This is a genomic window from Microbulbifer weihaiensis, from assembly GCF_048323715.1.
In the GTDB taxonomy this organism is placed as follows: domain Bacteria; phylum Pseudomonadota; class Gammaproteobacteria; order Pseudomonadales; family Cellvibrionaceae; genus Microbulbifer.
Window position 1 is genome coordinate 48,526 of record NZ_JBLWFL010000016.1, and the last position, 21,264, is coordinate 69,789.

Here is a 21,264-nt window from a genome sequence, read left to right on the forward strand (position 1 = left end):
TCCTGTGACCAGCCTGAAAGATCGGGAGCCGCGCATTTCAGCTTAGCTGGCTCTCGCGAAAGCAACCTGAATCGACGTGCTTTTGGCAGTAGAAACTTTGTTTGCCAAGCACCGGTTGGTCGCTTCCGTCCACTTCTTTCTCGGTGTTAAGGGGCGTTTCCCCGATCCGGGCTTTTCACACAAGCCGGATCGGGGAGGCAGGGGCTACACACGAAATCGTGTGTAATTTGATCAGGTGGGGCGGGGGAGGTTCAGTGGGTCAACTGTTATTGGCACCGTTTATTTTTTCTGCGCACTGGATAGTGACAACGGGTGCCTCGCTGCTGGGATCGACAACGATTTCGTGGCGTACATCGCGATAACCACTGCGCGTGCCGACGATCGTATAGCGCCCGGGTTTGAGGGCAATTTCCCGTTCAGAGAAATTTCCCAGCTTGCCCACGTGGTAGATGGTCACGTCGGTACTGGTATCCGATTGCAGGCGTACGGTAATGGGGATCAATGACTGGGTAAGTGCGCTTTCAAGTTGCTCTATTTGCCTGCTCAGTCGCGGTGTGTCGGCTTTCAGCGCCCGGGCATCCGCCAGCACCTTGCGTGCATACTGACTGCGCTTGCTTTGGCCCAGTGTTAGCGGATCCTGTAAGAGTTCCTGCAGCTGGTCATCGAGCTTGGCCCGAGCCTCCGCCCGGGCTTTACCGGTGAGCGCCTGAACCAGGCTGCTGTCTTCCGCGATCAGTTTGCGGTAATCCGCTGCCGCCTTGTGCCACTGCTCTTTCTGTTCCTGTTGTGCAGCGCGGGCGAACAGCTGGTCGATACGCGACTGTGCTATCCCGTTTTCCGCCTGCGCCATGCCGATTCCAGGATCAGAAGCATCGGGTTTCAAATTGCGAGCACGGACAAAGTGTTGTTTTGCCAGTTCGAACTTCCCCTCGGCAATTGCTGCGTAACCCTCGGACATCGCCTGGCTGTAATCCCGCTCAAGAATTGCAGCCTCGACCTTGGGCAGCAGCTCTTTGGCGGGTACGGTTTCAGCATCCTTGGCGAGGGCCTGTTCGAGGGCCGACTTGGCGGTGTCGAGGTCGCTGGCGGCAAACGCGTCGCGGCCTGTGACAACGTGTTGCCACACTTCCGGGAGTATTGCTGCCCGCGCCTTGCCACTCAGTCCACGGGGGTGGTCTTCGGATATCGTCAGCACCAGGTCAAACGCCTTTTGTGCAACCGCCGCATCGCCGCTGTCCAGAGCTGCATTGCCTTCCGCGATGTGCTGCTCGATGCGCGCGGGAATGCTGTCGCGTATTTGCTGTAATCCAGCGAGCGCTTGTCGGTATTGCTCCAGCGCCTGATGGAATTTGCGTTGTCGATATATTCCATCCGCGTCTTCGGCGAGGGTACGTGCAGCGAAGTATTCTTCCGCCGCCCAGGTTTCTACCTTGCGCTCGATGAGCTCTTCCTGCAGTTGCAGTATTTCCTGCAGTACTTTTTGTACCTCGCGCCGCTGCTGGGTAATCTCTGCTTCTGTAAAAGGCGATTCCTGGATTGCCGGTGCCTTAGCCGCAGGATCCTTTGTGCTCGCGGTAGGTGGCGCAATGGTAGCCACGCGCGGCTTGTCTACGGTTTTGGGCAATATCCAGAATACGCCCACGAGAGCCAGCATCAGGGCCGAAGCTATGACTCCGTGTACCAGGCGTTGACGATCCGGCGCGGTCGATTTTCCTTGAGACTTTTCCGCGTTTTTTTCATTTTCGCCGGCATTGCTTTCATGCCCGAAGGTGAAATCCGCGGGTTGAATGTAGTTCTGATCATCTGAAGAGGAATCGCGGTGTTGCATAGTGACTCCGCACTGCTCGCTGTTATTTTATGACTGCCGGAGATAATCCCGGCAGCCCTTGCATTCGAATGAAGCCGTCAGATTTCTGTCGCCTGACCGGTTTCTGCCTGGTAGATTTCTTTTAAAATTTCACGCCATTGGCGGTACTGGTTTTCCACTGAGCCAGACAGGGTTACCGTGCGGTCTTCCAGTTCGACGATGCGTGGTTCCACTTCCGCTTCCATTGAATCGCCGAGCTCCTGGAGTGCCTCGATATGCATCTTGGCTTCAGAGCGCCGGTCGAAACCGCTTTTAACCAGATAGCCACCGCCGGCGACGGCTACGTTGCCCGCTTGCCGTGCAGCGCCGCCACCGGCGCCTGCGGCTGCAATCCCGCCGACGATCGCGGCAACCCCCATGATGGTGTTATTACGCGCTTTGCGTTTCAGCTCGCGCATTTCCTTGACCTCTTCGTAACTCATGGCCCGCCACTCCTGGTAGGGGGTCTCCATGGATTTCACAAAGGTGTCGTAGTAGCCCTGGAGGGTGTCGACGAACAGATAATCGCGCTCGCGGATGCGGCGCACCCGCATCAGCATGGGATCGCTTTCCGCGGGCAGCGCCGTCAACTGGTAGATGCCGTCGTTGTCCTGGATCAGGTAGCGGTCAAATGCGTTGGGAGAAAAGCTGCGTGCGAATTTGATCTCAGAAATTGTGCGCAATTCGGCGATGTACTGGTCTGACAGGCCCTGGCGATAAACGAGCATGTCATTGGCTACGCGGTTGTAGATCCCCTGGAAAGCATCACCTTCCGTGGGATGCTTGCGATCATAAGCGTAGTGGGAGGCCTGCTCCGTATATTGCTTGGTAAACCAGACCTGGCCACGAGAGTCCGTCACTGTTACTTCGATGGTCAGGGTTTCCCCGTCTGACTGGATGATCGAGCCGTTTACTGTCACGTCGATATTGGTGCGCTCACTGGGTATTACCCGCACGGCACCCCAGCCATTGCTCGTCTGGACGGCGTCGGCCAGGGTCACCGCAATATATCGGGATTCTGCGCGGCGCAATTCCGGGAACACCAGCTCGTCTTCCTCGACCTCTTCCTGCTGATCGAGTCCAGTATTGAACTGAACTATGCCGACATCCAGCAGGCGGTTTTCCGAGATGGCGGTGTCCTCCACAGTGAGCGGTGTATAGGCCGTGGTGCGGACTTCCGTTGTGGTACAGCCAGTGATCACCAGCAGGCTGAAGATCAATGTGCAACAGGTCGTACGCAGGTACTCCGATGAAGTCACTCTGCGATGAAACTTCGACAACATACTGCAACCCTCCGTTGTTACTTCTGCGATTTTTTATATTTACGGTATTCCTCCCAAAGCCGCTCCTGCAGCTCTGGATCCTTCTCGCGCATGGCGGCTTCACGGATCTGTCGCGCCACTACATCGTCGTCGTCACCGCTGGGCACATTTTCCGGTACTACCGCTGCAGTATTGGCGTGGTCATATTCACCAATACGTCCCTTGGTTGGCAGGCCGGGACCCGTGGCCTGGCCACTGGAATTACTCTGCTCCGGCCCGCTGCCGCCTTCACCACCACCCGCCGGCGGCGCGGGCAGCTCGGCTTCGGCGGACTCAATGAGGTCTTCAAGGGACTCCCCGGGTGGCACTTCGTCTTCTGCCGTTTCTTCCTCAGCAGAGGCTGGGCGATTGCGCACATAGTCGCGCTCGCGCAGGATCATTCCGTCGTAGCTGGCCATGGTGGAATCGAACTCACCTTCGAGTTCGGCGACGCGCTCCGCAGAAGTCATTGGCGCTTCGTTGGGTGCACCGCTGCCACTCGGCGGGGCACCGGCAGCACTGCTCGAGCCAGACGCCGCAGCCGGCGAACCACTGGCGGGCGAGCCGCTGCTGGCCTGGGACGCGCTGGCTGAGGAAGGTGAACTACTGGCCGGCGAACTGCTGGAGGCGCTGCTCGGGGCGCTGCTGGACGACGATGCGCTGGCGCTGCTAGAGGAGGCGCTGCTCGAGGAGGCGCTGCTACTGGAAGCAGAAGCACTGGAAGCGCTTGAACTTGAGCTGGATGAGCTGCTTGCGCTTTGCTGTTCCTCGGAAAAGTCGATTTCGTCTGGCGGCTCGGAATTACTCTTATTCGACGACGGATCCGGCGGAGTACGTGAGTCTTCTGGCCGCTGATCCGAGTCGGTATAAACCGGTGTTGCGCGGCTATCGGTGCTGGCTGTCGGGTCTTCCGCACTGCTTGTTGAGCGCGAACGGCGGCTGGATTCCTCGCCGCTATCAGACGCTGTACTTGCCTGCTTACTCGAGCGATCTGCAGACTCGATGCTTGGCGTCGCGGTGTTTGGTTGCGCGCGACTGCTGGCGGTAGACATGCTCGGGCTGCGACTGCTGGGTGAGCTCTGAGATGGCATGCTGCTGGCCGTCGACGGACTCGATTTTGAGGGACTGGAAGATTGGGACTGGGATTGCGGCTTCGGCTGGGACTGCGAAGGCGAGCTCGCGGAACTTGAGGATGGCTGGGGCTTTGCCGGTGGTTGCTGTTGGGTCTGCTGATTTTTACAGCCCGCGACGGCCGCAGCGAGCACCAGCGCTGAGACCATGGTGCGCCAGCGCAGCACTTCTGGTTTTGTGCCGTCGCGACGGTTGGCACCGCTGCGGGAAAGGTCAAACCGTTGTGCGAATTTCCGTAGTGTCATTAGCTTCTCCTGATGCGCTCACAGGCCGCGGCGAGATCGCGGCGGCCTGTTTCAACGCGTGGTGTAAGTTCGACAGTTCGCTCCCCGGCTTGTTGTTGTGGCAGCTTCTTTTAAACGCCAGTTTTTCGGGGTGAACCAACTTTGCTACATCAGTCGAACACGAATCTCTGCACGATACCGGTCGTGTCCACCGGTTCGCCGTTTTCAAAACGCGGGCGAAACTTGGCTCGCTTCAATACGTCGCGTACCCGCGACCGGATACTGACTTGATCGTTCGGCTCAGCATTCAGAATGCGCACGTTGCGCGCCTTGCCGAAAGCGGTGACATCGTAGGAAACGGTAACGTACGAATTAGCCAGCGCTTCGCGATCCTCATCCAGTAATGGCAGTGCAGGCAGGGCGGCGGGGCGACCAAAAATTTCCTCGATTTCCTGATTGGTCGCACCGTTATCCCATAGCGCCTGATAGGCCTCGCCGTAGGTTTCCCGGGCCGAATGCCACTTGTTAAACATCATGTACCAGTCGCCCAGCTCAACCTTCGCCTTGGCGGACGCGGCCGGGGGCGACTTCGGGTTTTTCTGGTACACGTCCATGATGCGCGTGATGGCAGTTTTTCCCGAACTGAAACTGTTCATGCGGTAGTGATCCAGCTGAGCACGACGCTCAGGACTCATATCGGATCCACCAAAATTCGTATTGATCACCACGGCTTCCTGAGGTTCGCCGGTATAAGTTGCCAGGTAGTAATTAGTCGCCTTCAGGCCGCGCAAGGCATCGACCAGGCGCAGGTCATTCGCGCCAAAATTCTGCGAAATAATATCGATGGCAAGCGCGTACAGGTTGGTCGCATTGATCAGGTGCTCGAATAGCGTCGCACCCTTCTCATCGATATACGCCTGCAAGTGCCAGCTGCTCAACTCATTGATCACCGGCAGCATTCTGGGGTCATTTTCGCCGTAGTTTTTTGCATGCAGCCAGAACAGGTACTCGTGGTTGTCGTTCGCATCTTCCCACTCGTTGAGTGCAATCTGGCTTTCAATCATGCGCTCAATCATCGGAACCTGGTTGAGGGAGTAGAGTCCCTCGTTGACGCGGTTAATCAGCATCGCACGCCGGAACTGGGAAATCGCTTCCTCGTGATTGCCGGCGCGTTGCAGGGCGGTTCCGAGCCCGATTAGCTGTTCATCGAGACCGGCGCCGTAGGCACCATGTTCGGCTTCCATTTCTTCGATGCGCTGACGGTATTCTTCCGCAGCCCGCGAGGGCCTCAGTATTCGCTTCGGTTTTTCCAGTGGTTTTGACGCTGCTTCGATATACGCAGCAGGCGGTGCCGCGCCTTCGTCGCTTGCAGGTAATTCCTGCGCCGATACAGAGCCACACAGCAGAGCTGAGGCTGTAAACATCAAGCCGATCGCTATCGCATTGCTGATTTCAGTCTGTGTCACGGTAGAACCACTTCCATTCCATGTTGTGTTGACTTGCCCCGACCCCAGTTAGGGGGTGTGGGTAAGCTCGAGTTCCGGCGGCCAGAAAAAAGTCGCGCGGTTTTTCTCTCCCTGAAGTGTGGCTCGTTCAATTTCCTGCCGGGTTACCGGTGTGTTTGTTCGTAGTCCGGACTTTGGTGACGCTGGAATTTCTGTAGCCTTGTAATTGGCACTGGATTCCCTTGCATTTAGCGGGCACCGTCCGTGTATTTTTGAGTATAGCCAACGAATTTTTCCGTCCTTGCGTATTGGAGATGGCTATGGCGCCTGAAGAAAACCGCGGTGATTTTTCGTCGAAGTCACAGTGTGGCAGGCCGCTTCATTGGGGGGAGGCGGGAGCTGAGAAGCCTGCGTACTTCGGTGCCAGTAATTGATCGACGGCCCGGGATGGATCCTTTGGGTGCCTTGATAACGTCAATGGCAATGCACATCAGGAAAGCAGGCCGAAAGGCCGCGAACTAACTTGATCAGTGTAGGTGCCATGGAGTCTCCCGAGCTGCGGTACCCGGGGCTGGTGAGTGGTCTCGTCTCATCGTCGGCACTTATATGGCCAGGCGCGCAATGTTTGTCCTAAGTAGCGGGTTGTGGGCTGAGGGTATTGCGGAAACAACTTTGAGATTGGTAGGCTGATTTGGATTAAGCGCGGATAAGCGCCATAATTCGCAGGTTTCAGAATTCCTGTGCACTGTTAATGGGAGAGCTTTGTGAGCATAAAAATACAACCGGAAGCCATCGCCAGTCTGCGCGGGTTTGAGCTGCCAGAACGGCTGGGGTTCGGCACGGTTATGGCCCCGGTAATGTTTCGCGCCCGATTTCAGGATGGCCGTTGGAGCGACGGCGAGCTGATACCTTATGGCCCATTGGCCCTGGATCCGGCGGCCAAGGTTCTGCATTACGCGCAGACCTGTTTTGAGGGTATGAAGGCCTACCGCAACGGATCCCGGGTGCGCCTGTTCCGTCCTGAGCGCAACGCTGCGCGCATGGCGCACTCTGCCAGACGCCTGTGCATGCCTCCGGTGACCGAGTCACTCTTTCTTGACGGTGTGCGCACCATGGCTGCTTATTGCGCCAACCTGATACCGGCGAGCAGTGGTGAGTCACTCTATATCCGCCCGTTCCTGATCGGTACCCAGCCAGACCTCTCGGTGACGGCTAGCCGGGCCTACGAGTTTTATGTGATTGCCAGCCCTTCAGAGGCTTACCATGCGGGCAATATGCGCCTGTGGATCGAGCGTGAGGACTCCCGCGCTGCGGTGGGGGGAACTGGCGATGCCAAGGTTGGCGGCAATTACGCGGCCTCCCTGCTGAGCGTGTCGCGCCTCAAAGAGCGCGGCTACGATCAATCCCTGTGGCTGAACCCTGGCAATCGCCATACGGTCGACGAACTCTCGGGGATGAACTTCTTTGCCGTGATGGACGGGGCCCTGCATACCCCGGCGCTGAATGGATCCATTCTTGAAGGCATCACCCGCGATTCCATTCTCACCCTGGCCAGGGAGCTTGGGTTGGAGGTGCACGAGCGGGATATCGATATCGATGATTTGCTCAAGCTGGTGGAATCGGGTACCTGCAGTGAGGCATTTGCCTGCGGCACCGCGGCCATCGTCAGCCCGATCAGCGAGCTGGGTGACGACGAGCGCCGCTACCGCCTGAAGCAGGCGCCAGGGCCTGTCGCAGAGCGCCTGCGCGCAGCCTTACTGGATATTCAGGAGGGGCGGGCTGATGACCGTTTTGGCTGGATGCAAGCGGTTGATGTTGCAGAGAATTGATAGCTTGCCCACGGCTTGCACAGGCTGTCGTCACGGGATTTCAATGTGCTGATTGGTTTCGAGTGAAATCGTAGCACTTAGCAAAAAGCGGCTGTTTCCCCCGGAAACGGCCGTTTTTTTATTCGCGCCAATTTTTAGGATTCCGTTGACTTGGGTGACTGAGGTGTTACAACTTGTAGTGCGAATAATAAGAAACTGGAACTTTGGGAAATGCCTTTGGCGGTATCCCTCACTTTGACAAGTCGTATCCAGCTCAATTTGAGAGTTAAAATTAGGCTCTCCCTCTCACCCGCGAATTCGCACGGTTGAGAAGTTCCTCTGAGTGAGGAGAACGGGAATGCTGAATCATCTCTTTGGTTTGATGGTGCAACCTCGCAGGCAGTGGCAACAGATTGCCGGTCTGTCTGAAAAGGGGCTCAACCGTCAGATTCCTTACGTTATCGTCTTGGCACTTCTGCCAGCAATGGCCTGGTATTTCGGCACTACCGAAATCGGCTGGAGTATCGGCAATAGCGGCCAGGTTCGAACCCTTACCAGCCAGAGCGCATTATCCCTGGTTGCGGTGTTTTACGTCACCATGATCCTGGCGGTAGTGGCAATCGGCTTTTTCATTCACTGGATGGCAAAAACCTACGGCGCCAAGACGCACCCGATGAAAGGTATGGTGATTGCGGGATTTACCGCAACACCGATTTTCATTGCCGGAGCTGCAGGGCTTTATCCGGTGCTGTGGTTCGATATTCTGCTGGCGACCCTGGCTGTGGCCTATGCGGTGTACCTGCTTTATATCGGAATTCCGATTGTGCTGAATATTTCGGAAGAGCGGGGCTTCCTATTCGCCAGCGCCGTAGTGACGGTCTGTCTGGTGATGGCAGTTGTAGTCATGGTGGCAACCGTTCTGTTCTGGAGCTATGTCGCTGCACCGGTCTTCCAGCACTGACCCGCTGACTTAGGCCGCCGCCGAAAAAAACAGGCAACAAAAAGCCCGTGTGTGCGCAAGCACTCGCGGGCTTTTTTGTGCATTTTGGCTGGTATATTAACGCGCAGCCGAGGGATAGTCAGGGCTCGTAGTCCAGTGCGAGCTGAAAGCCATTGTCGAGATGAACTTCATCGGTGAAGGGCTTGCCACGTTGTATTTCTATCTCTGTTATCGCGTTAACGACCATTTTCGGGGCCAGATCCTGGCAGTGCACTTTCATGGCCTGAATAGTGCGATCTTCACTCAATACCCGGTGTTCAAGAATGCGCAGGAGCAGCTTGTCGCCGCTGGTTTGCAAGATGAAACCGGGGCCGCTGGGTAGCGCCACCTGGTATTTCATCGCCCCCCAGGGCCCATCGCAGCGGATGGCATCATAGGTTCTGGTGACACTACCGGCCCTGCCTGTGAGCGCCCCGGATTCGAAATATTCAAACTCGGAACCCAGCGGCTGTGTCGCCTGGTACTCGTGGCCATCAACACGGACTTCCAGCGTCAGCTGTTCCCCGTGGACGGCAGAGGTGGCGGAGAAAAGTGCGGCGTAACCAAGAAACGCCAGGTATCTGCGCAAGCGGCGGTTACTCGTTGTGGCGTTTCGTTGGTTGCAGGCCCGTCTGGTGGCTTCCATTCCTCAGTATCCGCGGCTGTGGGATCGGGGGTGACTGGAAAGTACCGCGAGGAATTCGGTGGGGCAAGCCATTGGCGGTGATTGGCGTCAGAAAAGACTGGTTGGTCAGGGCTGTTCTTGGTTAAAAAGAGACATAGTTCCTAATGGCTTGTTGCCGGCGCCTAGTGGGATTGGATACTATCCGAGCATTCATAGCCCAGATTTTGCGCGCCCTCTAACTGGTACAATCGTACCACTTTGGGTGATGCTGGTGGGGAGTTTGGCCGCTGTCCTAAAACGACCGGTTGGAATCCTGATACTTTGCTTGCGGGTTGTGGAACGTATAAAAACCAAAATGAATAACCTGTTTGGATTGGGAGACTCCATGAAAACTACCGCTAAACTCGGCGTAGTTCTGCTGACGGCCCTGGCTGTAGCCTGTTCGCAGGAAGGCAACAGTGGCAAAGCTGCAGAGAGCTCCGCGGCGACTGCGTCCGCGGATTTCCAAAAACAACTGTTGAAGCAGCTGATTCAGGCCCAGCCCGGTGATGTGATTGAAATTCCGGCTGGCAAGTACAGCCTGAACCGCAGTCTTTCCCTGAACGTCGATGGCGTGACCATCCGCGGTGCGGGCATGGACAAGACCATCCTTTCATTCAAAGACCAGATTCAGGGGGCTGAGGGCCTGCTGGTGAATGCCAGCGACTTCACCATTGAAGGACTCGCGATCGAGGACACCATTGGCGACGCGCTAAAGGTCAACGAAGGCAAGAACATCATCATTCGCAATATTCGTGTTGAGTGGACCAATGGCCCATCCACGGATAACGGCGCCTATGGTATTTACCCGGTACAGACTGAAAACACCCTGGTGGAAGGTACTGTTGCGATCGGCGCATCTGACGCTGGTATTTACGTTGGGCAGTCGCGCAATGTGATCGTGCGCAACAACCGCGCGGAATTTAACGTGGCAGGTATCGAAATCGAAAATACGATTGGTGCCGACGTTTATGACAATGTGGCAACCAACAATACCGGCGGCATTCTGGTATTCAACATGCCGAACCTGCCGCAGCCGGGCCATAGCACCCGGGTTTACAACAACCGCGTATTCAAGAACAACACTGACAACTTTGGCCATGAGGGCACACCAGTTGCCGCGGTACCTGCGGGTTCCGGCGTCGTGATCAATTCCAATGACTATGTTGAGATTTTCAATAACGACATCGCTGACAACGATACCGCTAACGTGATCGTAAGCAGCTACTTCGCCGCGGGCTATTACACCGACAAGTCGACCCAGGAAAACTTCGACCCGTATCCAGAAGGTATCTACATCTACGACAACCAGTTTACTGGTGGTGGCTCCTCTCCGGATCACATGGAGCTGAAGGCACTCAAGATTGCAAAGTTTGGTTTGACTGGCAGCATGCCGGACATCCTGTGGGATGGCGCCATCGACCAAAACAAATTTGTCGACGGCAAGCTGCCTGAGAACCTGAAGCTGTGTATCGACAATGAAGGTGTGGATATCATCAATGTCGATGTTCAGGGCAACTATAAAAACATTACTACGGATATTTCCGCGCATCAGTGCAGCCTGAAAAAACTGCCGCAGATCGTACTGGATTTCGATAAGCCTCAGGACGAGCAGAGTGCACAGACAGAGGTGGCCGATGCGTAAATTGTATTGGGGCGCTGTCCTGGCCCTGATGCTGACGGGGTGCGATGCACCCCGTGAACAGGTCACGTTGTACGGCCGTGATGCCGTGCCCGAGAATTTGAGTGCATGGCACGTAGTGGAGGCGATTGATGGTGAGCTGGCGCTCAATGATCGCGTAGTGCCCTACGACCTGAACACTGCACTTTTCACAGACTATGCCCACAAGCTGCGCACCGTATGGATGCCGGAAGGCGCCAGTGCCGCTTATGGTGAAGACGATTTCGAATACCCCGTCGGCACGATTATCAGCAAGACGTTCTATTACCCTCGAGGTGAAGATGGCAGTGTTTTGCGCACAGACGACTACAGTAACGATTTTGCCGGTGCCGGCTTGAACCTGCGCAACGTGAGGCTGTTGGAAACACGCGTGCTGGTGAAGCGTGAGGACGGTTGGCAGGCTCTGCCGTACGTCTGGAATGAGCAACAGACTGACGCAGTGTTGGAAATCGCCGGCGATGCCCAGCGCCTGCAGCTGGTGAGCGCGGACGGCAGTGCGGAGCAGTTTGCCTACGTGGTACCGGACGCTAACCAGTGCGCCGGTTGTCACGCTGATAACCACACCCGGAAGGCGATTCGCCCGATTGGTCCCCGCGCCCGTCATTTGAACAAGGACTATGCCTATCAGGAAGGCAGTGAAAACCAGCTGCTGTACTGGCAGCAGGTTGGCTACCTGAGCGGGCTGCCGGAACTCGCTTCCGTACCGCACAACGCGGACTACAAGGACGCGTCAGTTGCATTGGAGGAGCGCGCGCGTTCGTACCTGGACATCAACTGTGGCCACTGTCATAACCCAAGTGGTGCGGCGGATACTTCTGGACTGATGTTGCATCACGGGGAAGCGGACATGCGCCGCCTGGGAATTTGTAAGCCGCCGGTTGCCGCGGGCACAGGGTCCGGCAATCGCCTGTTTGCCATTGTTCCGGGCAGCCCGGAAAAGTCGATCCTGAACTTCCGTGTGGAGTCTACCGACCCTGGCGCCATGATGCCGGAGTTGGGGCGCAGCCTGGTACATGACGAAGGTGTCGAACTGTTGAGTGAATGGATTGCCTCCATTCCCGGCAACTGTTCCTGATTCTTCACCATCCGGCACCCTCCAGGAAGTAGTTCGCAGTTAACCTGTTGGACTCATTCCTGGAGGGCGGCCAACTCCCGTGAGACTGGGGGAGATAGAAGGCGCCGGCAAACAGCTCTGGTGCCTGCTCGATCAGGCTCTGCTCTTCGTCTTTCTGGCGGCGCTCGTAATCTTCCAGTAAGGCGACATAAGTGCGGAAGCGGGCCTGGATTTTACGCACATAGTCGTAGGGCTCCTGACCCCGCGCATAGCCGTAGCGGGCCCTGGTATAGTATTCCTTCTCTGAAAGCAGCAGCATCGCATTTTCGACATTGTTGAACCAGACCTTGCGATCCCAGCCTTTTTCTTCCGCCAGATCCTGTGCATCGTACACATGGCCGAGCCCGGCATTGTACGCAGCAAGAGTGAACCACATCATGTTCTCGGGGGTGATGCCCTTATCCTCAAACTTGCGGTGTAGCCATTCCAGGTATTTGATCCCGGCGCGGACGCTGGTCTCGGGGTCGAACAGGTTCTTCTCGCCGACCTGTTTGCCGGTGTCCGGCATTACCTGCATCAGCCCGCGTGCACCGACCCAGGATTTGGCTTTCGGGTTGAAGGTGCTCTCCTGGAACATCTGAGCGACAACCAGTCGCCAGTCGAAGTCGTATTCCTGTGAGTATTTCTGGACGTATTCATCAAACGGCGAAATTGTACCGTCTTCATTAAGGCGATTGATTTCCTCGCGACTGCGCTTGGGTGCAGCGAAGTATTTGGTGTACAGCGTTTTCAGGTGCTTCTTGGTATTGGCGCCATTGAAAAACTTGTTAACGGCTTCGAGCAGCTGTGGATTGTTGTCGCGTAGCATCCATGCATAGACGTTGTCTTCAATATGTAAATCGAGCGCAGTGTGGATATCTGTACGCCAGGCGTGTTCCAGTTTTACCGACACATTATCGGCAATGGCCAGGTCGTATTCCTTTTCGGCTACCTTATCGATGATCTGCTGGATGTTCAGTGCCTCGGGAGCCAGTTCTATTTTCAAATCCGGCACTTTCTTCTGCAGCTCAAGTGCCACGTCATAGTGATTGCTCGATTTGCGCACGTACACTGTGCGCCCAGCCAGCTCGCTGGGATCGTTAAAACTCTCGTTCTCGCGCGCCACGATCACCACTTTTTCTTCCATGTAGGGTGGGCCAAACGCCATGTGTGCATGTTTACGTCGTTCGGTGATCGAGAGCAGGCTGGCGGCGATGTCCGCCTTGCCTTCCTGCAGCATGGTCATCAAGTCTTCATGGCGTGGTGCTACCAGGATTTCCAGGCGGAGCTTGTGTATCTTCGCGAATGCCTGGGCGAGTTCGAACTCGTAGCCCATGATCCGGCCTTTCCACATGTAGTAGCTGCCCGGGTGATTGCGGGTGACGACGCGGATTACACCGCGCTTTTTAATGTCATCAAAGTCGCCGATAAAGCGTTTGGTGGAGCGGGTCAGCTGGCTCTCACGTACAAAGGCATTGACCGCAGCCAGGAGCTCCGGAGAATCCTTGCGTATTGCCCAGGACATCTGGCGCTCTTCGGGAAAGACATAGTTCTTTTCCAGATTATCCTTGAACTGAGTGACGAGGTCGTAGATCTGCTCTTCGACGATGGTGAAATCAATCAGCTTTTCGGAGACATCAATAACCAGTTCGACATAGTTTTTTTCCACCTCCTTCAGTTCCAGGCCGGGGTGCTGGCTGGCGAGTTTTCTGGCAGCATCCACGTACGCCGTGCCTTTGGTAACAAACAGCGTTTTGCCTTTCAGATCCGTTTTTTCCGTCACCTTTTCTTCGTCACTTCTCGATACCAGAATCAGGTGGGTATTTGCGGTGGGAATGGAAAAATCCACATGTTCCTTGCGTGCTTCGGTGATGACGACATTGTTGGCAACGATATCGCCCTTCCCCTGAACCAGATTGGGGCCCAGTTCGGCAAAATTGTTGGTATACAGAACGACGGGCTCCAGGCCGAGGGCGTCTGCCAGACGCCTGGCTTCCTCAAGCTCAATATCCTGCTGGGTTGCCGAACGATGCAGGGAGTCGGTATTGGATATGTCGACCAGAATGCGCAGTTTTCCGTGCTTTTTGATCGCCTCCAGGTCACCGGTTTCCACATAGTTGTTATAGGCGTTGATCGGGTACTCGCTACTGGTTTCCTGTGCCCACGCGGCCTCGGGACGGAGGTCATCTTTTTCCGCCATGTGCATGGTTTTGTCGTCGCCACGGATCTTCTTGAGTATTGAGGGCTTCTTCGCGGGTTGTTCGCTTGGGGCGGTGGGCTGCTGCGTGGAAGTGGGTGGGGTGTCGTTCGATGTCGCAGGCTTCTCCGCATCACGATCACAGCCTGTCAGGACAATCGACAACAGCAACAGGCAGGCCAGTAATGGGCGGAATCCTAGCGACATGGTAGATACGGCTTTTGGTACATCTAGCTAAAGTCTAGCCGCGCCTGCCGTTGGAGAAAGGCGGGGGGCGATGAATGCTGCGCCGACCGTGTCCTCGGCTCAGGTACCGGGCGGGATGGTGCCTGGCCGTCAAATGTCGCGTGGTGTTTGCGGGAGAGTATAGGGAGGGGAGTGACATCCGATGGGCTGTGCCCACTGGATGTCTCAGGACGGGGGTCAGGTCAGTTCAGGCTGTGTCGTGGTGCTCGTAGTCAATGGCTCGATGCGACTTGGGATCAGCGTGCGAACCATCAGGGTCACGGTTCTTTCCAGTAGCGGAGATTCCATATCGATAGCGCCGTTGAGAACCTGGTATTCCAGGTTGAGGATGGTGCCATGGACGATCTGTGCAGCGGCTTGCGGGTCACTGAATTGCAGCATCTCGAAGAACTCGATAATCAGGCTCTCGTTGGCCTGGTTCGCCATGCGCATGGCGCGGGTGAGTTGCTCGTTGCGCAATGCCTCGTGGCGGAATGCAAGTTCAACCAGTCGGTTGTCGCGGTTGCTGGCCTGGTTGCGAATGTGGGAAAGCACAAAGCGGGTGAGTTGCTGGGTCAGCTGCCTGCGCCCGGCCCCGGAGGCCATCTGCTCTGGCGTCAGCTGGCCGGCGACGGCGACGCTGTCGGCCTGCAGCTGTCGGGTATGCTCGATATTCTGCTCAACAAAATAGGTGAACGAATCACTGATCAGGTCGTTGAGGTCTTTGAAATAATAGGTGGTCGCGGCGAGGGGAACGGATGCTTCGCGAGCCACGGCACGGTGCCGAATCCCGCGAATACCTTCTTTGACGATCAGGCGCAAAGTCGCTTCAAGGATTGCTTTGCGGCGTTGCCGGCTGTCGGCCCGTTGGGCGCGGCGGCCCTGATAGACCAGTTCAGACTTTCCACTGTCTAAAGTCATGGTGACAGATGTTCCTGTGGTTTTTAAAGTGACGCAATAAATAATCAGTGATTCCTAATCTGATTAGGAGTTGCGATATTTATCTGCCCTAAGGGCTCTCCATAGTTTTTTATTTTGCTTATCCCGCCTTCGGTATGTCTCTGCATATGTGGCGGGGCGTTGAAGGGTGTGGAGGTAATAAACCGCGGACTTTGGAAGGGGAAGCCTCCCCGAATCATAATTAATTACCGGATACTCGCGAGTCACAAGCTATTCCGGAGAGAGGGTCTGGGTTTACCTAAAACTTTTCAACGGCGCGGGCTATTCTATCGATATGTACCAGCTGTGCTACACCGGAATTGGGGTTTGTGAATCAAATCCCATTACATTCCATTACACCGCTTATTTATTTGAATAAATATTCAATAAATACCGGGGGAATTTACCGAGTGGAATAAATTAATTAGGGAAGGGAATTGCGGCCGAATATTCGGCCGCTAGTCATTACTGGATTTTGCCGGTGGTACGTACACGCTTGCTGCCACTGACTATTTTTATTTCTGCGCTGCGGCGGCGCTCGAGATATGCATCAATGGCATTTTTCGCAGCGATCAGCAGCCCGGCAACCAGGAAGGCGCCCGGAGGCAATACGGCTACCAGAAAACCGCTGTAATCCTGACCGAGAACCGGCAGCGTCCAGTTGGCAGCCACTGGGCCAAGCAGCAAATCCATGTCGGCAAACAATGTCCCGCGGCCGATCACTTCACGCACAGCGCCAATCACGATCAGTACTGCAGTAAAGCCGGCGCCCATCATAAACCCGTCCAGTAGCGAGGGCAGTACCGGGTTTTTACTGGCAAAGGCATCGGCGCGGCCGAGGATGGCACAGTTGGTGACGATCAGCGGGATAAAGATGCCGAGCACCAGGTACAGCTCATAGGTAAAAGCCTTCATCAGCAGTTCGGCACAGGTCACGAAAGTGGCGATGATCATGACAGACGCGGGCAGGCGTACGGTTTCCGGCATCTGCCTGCGCACCAGTGAAACCGCCAGGTTGGAGCAGGTCAGTACGGCGGTAGTGGCCAGGCCAAGACCGATGGCGTTAACCACCGAGCCGGTTACTGCCAGCAGCGGGCACAAACCCAGTAGCTGTACCAGTGCGGGGTTGTTCTTCCACAGGCCATTGTGGGTAATTTCGGCGTAGCTCGGGGTTGCCATCAATTGTTCTCCGAACCCGGTTTGGGGTTGTTGCTCTCTGGCTGCTGGTGAACTTCCACCGCGCGCTCGGACACCGGGGCGGTAAAGATCTTTTCACGGTTCTCTGCCACGAAATCCAGCACTTTGCGCACCTGGTGAACCACGGCCCTGGGGGTGATGGTGGCACCGGTGAACTGGTCGAAGGCGCCACCGTCTTTCTGAACCTTCCACTGGTCCCGCGCCGGGTCTTGCAGGGACTTGCCATTGAACGAGAGAACCCAGTCACTTTTCTTGACCTCGACCTTGTCACCCAGCCCCGGAGTTTCCGCGTGGTTGGTTACCCGCACTCCGGCGATCGTGCCATCGCGGTTGACGCCCACGAGGAGACGAATCGGGCCTGAGTAGCCGTCTGGTGCAACCGCCGGGATAATCGCAGCCGTAATGGTGCCATCCTCTTCACGGGCCAGGTTGATGTTCGCTTCCTGCTTCAGGCCGAGCAGGGCCCAGTACTGGCGCGGGATCGGGTAGGTGTCTACCAGCAGGTCATTGCTGTGCCGATCCAGGGGGATGATTTCCAGCAGCGCCTTGGCAGAGGCTTCGCGAATGGCGCGTTCGATCGGCTCGCGGGTGGTGATCTGGGTCACCGCCAGGGTGCCGGCGGTAGCGATCGCGAACAGGGTCAGAATCGCGGCATTGGTACCGATGGAGCGTCTCAGCATTATTGCTCCTCCAGGTCGGTGGCCTTGCGTGGGGCCTTGTGGCCGTAGGTGCGCGGCAGGGTGTAATTGTCGATAAACGGCGCAGCAAAATTCATCAGCAGTACCGCAAAGGCAACCGCATCGGGATAGTTGCCCCAGGCCCGAATCACAAACAGGATCAGGCCCACACCGGCGCCGAATACCAGGCGCCCCCTGTTGCTGGTACAGCCGCTGACCGGGTCGGTAATGATGAAGAAGGCTCCCAGCATGGTGGCACCAGAGAACAGGTGCAGCAGTGGTGAGCCCTCACTAAGGGAGCTGCCGCCGTCATAGAAAATGATTGAGAGCAGGGCCAGTGTGCCGAGCATGGCAGCCGGTGCATGCCAGGTGATGAGGCGGCGGAACAGCAGGAACAGGCCGCCGATCAGGAAACCCGCATTGGCCATTTCCCACCCGATTCCGGCGATGCTGCCTTTGTTGAACACCGGCTCCATGGCATAGAGCTGGGACAGAATCGTAGACTGATTATGGCGTACGATTTCCAGCGGTGTGGCGCGGGTGAATCCGTCCACGTTCATATTGCCGAATACCAGCGAGAAGGCTTCACCAATACCCGGGGTGCCGTTAATCAGTTCACCCGCGCCAACCCAGCGGGTCATTTCCACCGGGAAGCTGATCAGCAACACAACGTAGCCGACCATGGCGGGGTTGAACGGGTTGTAGCCCATACCGCCGTACAGTTGTTTCGCCAGCACGATGGCGGTAATGCTGCCGACCACCGGCAGCCACCAGGCGCAGTATGGCGGCAGGGCAATACCGAGCAGCAGGGCGGTGACCAGTGCACTGTAGTCTTTCAGGTAGAACAGCACTGGGCGGCCGCGCAGCTTCATAACGGCGGCTTCGCTCGCCAGTGCGGTCAGGGTGCACAGGAAGATATTGATCAGCACGCCCACGCCGAAGTAAATCACCAGGGCCAGTACGCCGGGAATGGTCGCGACTGCTACCTGCAGCATGACCTTGGCGGTACTCTGGCCGGAGTGGGCGTGGGGAGAGGTTATTCGCATCAGGGACATGGTCGTTCTCTAATCCTGCCCGTTATTCCTGTTGTCCGCCGGATTGCTCCGCGCGCTTGGCATCGAGCTTTTCCTGCATTTTGCCGAGCGCGGTCTCGAACGCGGCGGTATTGGGGTCGTCGTCGGCACGGGCCTTGTCCAGGCGTGCTTGCGCCTTTTGCACCCGCTTTTCCAGGGCTTCGATCTCTGTGGCCAGCTTTTCCGCCGGATCCATATTGGCGCGCGCGGCGGCTGCGGCCTTGGCTTTCTCGATCGCGGCATTGGCGGCTGAGGAAGAGGCACCGGCTACCGATAGCCGGGCTTCGCGCTCCTCGGCTTTTTCAGCGGGGCTCGATTCCGCCGGTTGCGGGGCGGCCGCAGCGAGCTTTTCCGCTTCGGCCAGCTTATTGCGGGCGTCCTGCAGTTTCAGCTCGGCTTCTTTCAATTGTGCGGCCAGTTGCGCCTGCTGGGCCTCATCGGCCTCGGCCAGCTTGGTACGCATCCGCTCCACGCGATGTTCGGCGCTGGTCAGGGTGCGCTGGGCGCGCGCCAGTTGCTGTTCGGGGGAGGCCTGCTTGGCCTTGACCCGCGCCAGGGCGGCGGCGACCACGTCGGCCTCCTGTTTGGCGGCCTGTGCCGCAGGGCTGTCAGTGTTGGTCTCGCGCTGTTTGCGGGCTTCCTCTGCAGCTTTCTTGCGCGCCAGTCGCTTGGCTTCTTTTTCCTGCTCGGCCTTTTCCATACGCAGTTTGCGGAATTCGAAGCGCTCGCGGGCGCGATCCGCCTTTTCCTTCTCGGCGCGGGCCTCGCGGATATCGCCCTTGGCTGCGCGGTAATACTGCACCAGGGGGATGCTGGAAGGGCAAACGTAGGAGCAGGCGCCGCACTCGATGCAGTCGAACAGGTTGTAGGCCTGGAGCTTCTCGCGGTCTTCGGCGCGGGCATACCAGTACAACTGCTGCGGCAGCAGCGACGCCGGGCAGGCTTCAGCGCAGAGGCCGCAGCGGATACAGGCCTGGGCCGGCGGCGGCGGTGGCAGCTCTTTATAGGTGGGTGCAAGAATACAGTTGGTGGTTTTTACCACCGGCGCACTTTCATCCTCGATGGTGTAGCCCATCATCGGGCCACCAATAATGATCCGTTGCAGTTGTTTGCGGTCGATTCCGTGGCAATCGAGGATATGGCGGATGGGGGTGCCGAGGGGCACCTCGATATTGCGGCTGCGCGCCAGGGATTCACCCACCACTGTGGTGACGCGGCTGACCAGGGGCTCGCCCAGGGTAATCGCGCGATACACGGCGCGGGCGGTGCCCACGTTCTGGCACACGATACCCACGTTGGCGGGCAACCCCTCGTTGGGCACTTCGCGCCCGGTGAGGATTTCGATCAGCTGTTTCTCGCCGCCGGACGGGTACTTGGTGGGAAACACCACCACATGAAAGCGGGTGCCCTCGGCCGCCTGGCGCATGGCGGCGATGGCTTCCGGTTTGTTGTCCTCAATACCGATCAGCACGCGCTCCGGCTCGTCCAGCAGGTGAGCGAGTATTTGCACACCGCCGATGATCTCATCGGCGCGCTCGCGCATCAGCATATCGTCGGCGGTGATATAGGGTTCACACTCGGTGCCGTTGATGATCAATGTGTCGATCTCGGCGCCGCCGCGCGGGTTCAGTTTGACCGCTGTGGGGAAGCCCGCACCGCCCATGCCGGCGATGCCGCATTCGCGGATCTTCTCCAGCAGCTCATCGGCATCGCGGCTGCGGAAATCTTCCACCGGCGCGAGCGTGCACCACTGGTCTCGGCCATCGGCGCGAATCTGGATGCAGTCGGCCAGAATCCCGGATGGGTGCGGCACGGCCATGGGTTCAATGGCGACCACTTTGCCGGACGTTGGCGCATGCACCGGGCAGCTGACCGGGCCATCCGCCTCGGCGATTTTCTGGCCCTTGAGGACGTCGTCGCCGAGTTTCACCAGTGGAATGGCGGTGGCGCCGATGTGCTGGTTGAGTGGAACGATGAAATCTTCCGCCAGCGGAATCGTGCCGATGGGCTCGCCGGTGGACTGGTGCTTGTTTTCCGGCGGGTGCACGCCACCGTGGAAGTCGTTCGGTTTCAGTTCGCGGGCTTGCTCGCGGGCAATCAGGCGGGCTTCCCGAGCCTGGCGGCGCTCGCTGGCGCTCAGTCGCTCCTGGGGGTGGGTCATGCGGCACTCCGGTCACTGGTGTGCAGCTCGGGTCTGTCACTGGCGATCAATTGAATTCCGTCTTTCGGTTTTTTCGGGTGCCACTGCTGGAGGCCGGTTTCCAGCGGCACCATATCGATACAGTCCACGGGGCAGGGCTCCACACACAGGTCGCAGCCGGTGCACTCGTCGACGATCACGGTATGCATCTGCTTGGCGGCACCGACGATGGCGTCTACCGGGCAGGCCTGGATGCACTTGGTGCAACCGATGCACTCCGCCTCGCGGATAAAGGCCACCTTTTTCACGTCTTCCACACCGTGCTCGGCGTCGAGAGGTATTGCCTCCACATCCAACAGGTTGGCCAGGTCGTTGATGGTCGCCTGTCCGCCGGGGGGGCACTTGTTGATGGCCTCGCCGTTGGCAATGGCCTCGGCATAGGGGCGGCAGCCCGGGTGGCCACACTGACCACACTGGGTTTGCGGGAGCAGGGCGTCAATCTGGTCCACAATCGGGTCGCCTTCCACCTTGAAGCGCACCGCGGCAAATCCCAGCAGGGCGCCGAACACCAGGGCCATGCCGCCGAGGATCAGCAGGGGCGTGGATACTTCTGATAACCAGTCCATGTGTTCGATCGCCTCCTA

The 21,264-nt window shown here is 57.5% G+C and carries 19 protein-coding genes; 7 read left to right on the forward strand and 12 right to left on the reverse strand.

All coding sequences use genetic code 11. The features are described 5' to 3' along the window. Positions 1-259: 259 nt before the first annotated feature. The 3 genes from ACNKU7_RS15430 to ACNKU7_RS15440 form a co-directional block, all read right to left on the reverse strand. Complete coding sequence (locus tag ACNKU7_RS15430; protein ID WP_418297893.1) at positions 260-1,828, reverse strand: tetratricopeptide repeat protein; 1,569 nt, start codon at positions 1,826-1,828, stop codon at positions 260-262. 77 nt (positions 1,829-1,905) lie between these two features. After that, the gene (locus ACNKU7_RS15435) at positions 1,906-3,129 is read right to left on the reverse strand and encodes a hypothetical protein (RefSeq protein ID WP_418297894.1); all 1,224 of its coding nucleotides are present in this window, start codon (positions 3,127-3,129) and stop codon (positions 1,906-1,908) included. Positions 3,130-3,146: 17 nt separating this feature from the next. Next, positions 3,147-3,617, reverse strand: a complete 471-nt coding sequence (locus tag ACNKU7_RS15440) for a hypothetical protein (RefSeq protein WP_418297895.1) — start codon at positions 3,615-3,617, stop codon at positions 3,147-3,149. A gap of 10 nt (positions 3,618-3,627) precedes the next feature. On the opposite strand from ACNKU7_RS15440, the gene ACNKU7_RS15445 reads away from it, so the two are divergent. Genes ACNKU7_RS15445 through ACNKU7_RS15455 form a run of 3 tightly spaced genes read left to right on the forward strand, consistent with a single transcriptional unit; the run spans position 3,628 to position 4,380 of the window. Continuing rightward, complete coding sequence (locus ACNKU7_RS15445; RefSeq protein ID WP_418297896.1) at positions 3,628-4,002, forward strand: hypothetical protein; 375 nt, start codon at positions 3,628-3,630, stop codon at positions 4,000-4,002. A 36-nt stretch (positions 4,003-4,038) separates the two neighbouring features. Beyond that, positions 4,039-4,230 carry a hypothetical protein gene (locus ACNKU7_RS15450; protein ID WP_418297897.1) on the forward strand — a complete coding sequence of 64 codons (192 nt, stop codon included), beginning with the start codon at positions 4,039-4,041 and terminating at the stop codon, positions 4,228-4,230. A gap of 6 nt (positions 4,231-4,236) precedes the next feature. Then, positions 4,237-4,380, forward strand: a complete 144-nt coding sequence (locus ACNKU7_RS15455; RefSeq protein ID WP_418297898.1) for a hypothetical protein — start codon at positions 4,237-4,239, stop codon at positions 4,378-4,380. 292 nt (positions 4,381-4,672) lie between these two features. On the opposite strand, the gene ACNKU7_RS15460 is transcribed toward ACNKU7_RS15455, so the two are convergent. Continuing rightward, positions 4,673-5,968, reverse strand: coding sequence for a hypothetical protein (locus ACNKU7_RS15460; RefSeq protein WP_418297899.1), 1,296 nt, complete (start codon positions 5,966-5,968; stop codon positions 4,673-4,675). Between the two features lie 743 nt (positions 5,969-6,711). Between ACNKU7_RS15460 and ACNKU7_RS15465 the strand changes: the two genes are divergently transcribed. Continuing rightward, a complete protein-coding gene (locus ACNKU7_RS15465) occupies positions 6,712-7,776 on the forward strand; it encodes a branched-chain amino acid aminotransferase (RefSeq protein ID WP_418297900.1) in 1,065 nt (354 codons plus the stop codon). A 337-nt stretch (positions 7,777-8,113) separates the two neighbouring features. Continuing rightward, positions 8,114-8,716 carry a Yip1 family protein gene (locus ACNKU7_RS15470; RefSeq protein WP_418297901.1) on the forward strand — a complete coding sequence of 201 codons (603 nt, stop codon included), beginning with the start codon at positions 8,114-8,116 and terminating at the stop codon, positions 8,714-8,716. 118 nt (positions 8,717-8,834) lie between these two features. Here the strand turns inward: ACNKU7_RS15470 and ACNKU7_RS15475 are convergent, their stop codons facing one another. Continuing rightward, entirely contained in the window at positions 8,835-9,323 is a 489-nt protein-coding gene (locus tag ACNKU7_RS15475; RefSeq protein ID WP_418297902.1) for a hypothetical protein, read from the reverse strand. Positions 9,324-9,744: 421 nt separating this feature from the next. Here ACNKU7_RS15475 and ACNKU7_RS15480 point away from each other — a divergent pair, with 421 nt between their 5' ends. Together ACNKU7_RS15480 and ACNKU7_RS15485 are read left to right on the forward strand one after the other, a co-directional pair. Then, positions 9,745-11,043, forward strand: a complete 1,299-nt coding sequence (locus ACNKU7_RS15480) for a parallel beta-helix domain-containing protein (RefSeq protein ID WP_418297903.1) — start codon at positions 9,745-9,747, stop codon at positions 11,041-11,043. Then, positions 11,036-12,154, forward strand: coding sequence for an SO2930 family diheme c-type cytochrome (locus ACNKU7_RS15485; RefSeq protein ID WP_418297904.1), 1,119 nt, complete (start codon positions 11,036-11,038; stop codon positions 12,152-12,154). The genes ACNKU7_RS15480 and ACNKU7_RS15485 overlap by 8 nt, the downstream gene beginning before the upstream one ends. Positions 12,155-12,158: 4 nt before the next feature. On the opposite strand, the gene ACNKU7_RS15490 is transcribed toward ACNKU7_RS15485, so the two are convergent. The 7 genes from ACNKU7_RS15490 to rsxB form a co-directional block, all read right to left on the reverse strand. Then, positions 12,159-14,576: an MltF family protein gene (locus ACNKU7_RS15490; RefSeq protein WP_418297905.1), complete on the reverse strand. Its 2,418-nt coding sequence runs from the start codon at positions 14,574-14,576 to the stop codon at positions 12,159-12,161. A gap of 216 nt (positions 14,577-14,792) precedes the next feature. Beyond that, the gene (locus ACNKU7_RS15495) at positions 14,793-15,515 is read right to left on the reverse strand and encodes a TetR/AcrR family transcriptional regulator (protein WP_418297906.1); all 723 of its coding nucleotides are present in this window, start codon (positions 15,513-15,515) and stop codon (positions 14,793-14,795) included. 483 nt (positions 15,516-15,998) lie between these two features. Then, positions 15,999-16,712, reverse strand: a complete 714-nt coding sequence (locus ACNKU7_RS15500) for an electron transport complex subunit E (protein ID WP_418297907.1) — start codon at positions 16,710-16,712, stop codon at positions 15,999-16,001. After that, entirely contained in the window at positions 16,712-17,410 is a 699-nt protein-coding gene (gene rsxG, locus ACNKU7_RS15505) for an electron transport complex subunit RsxG (RefSeq protein ID WP_418297908.1), read from the reverse strand. Before rsxG ends, ACNKU7_RS15500 begins: the two co-directional genes overlap by 1 nt. Further along, positions 17,410-18,462, reverse strand: a complete 1,053-nt coding sequence (gene rsxD / locus ACNKU7_RS15510) for an electron transport complex subunit RsxD (RefSeq protein WP_418297909.1) — start codon at positions 18,460-18,462, stop codon at positions 17,410-17,412. The genes rsxG and rsxD overlap by 1 nt, the downstream gene beginning before the upstream one ends. A gap of 22 nt (positions 18,463-18,484) precedes the next feature. Continuing rightward, on the reverse strand, positions 18,485-20,641 hold the full coding sequence (gene rsxC, locus ACNKU7_RS15515; protein ID WP_418297910.1) for an electron transport complex subunit RsxC: 2,157 nt from the start codon (positions 20,639-20,641) through the stop codon (positions 18,485-18,487). Next, the gene (gene rsxB / locus ACNKU7_RS15520) at positions 20,638-21,246 is read right to left on the reverse strand and encodes an electron transport complex subunit RsxB (protein ID WP_418297911.1); all 609 of its coding nucleotides are present in this window, start codon (positions 21,244-21,246) and stop codon (positions 20,638-20,640) included. Before rsxB ends, rsxC begins: the two co-directional genes overlap by 4 nt. Positions 21,247-21,264: the final 18 nt, after the last annotated feature.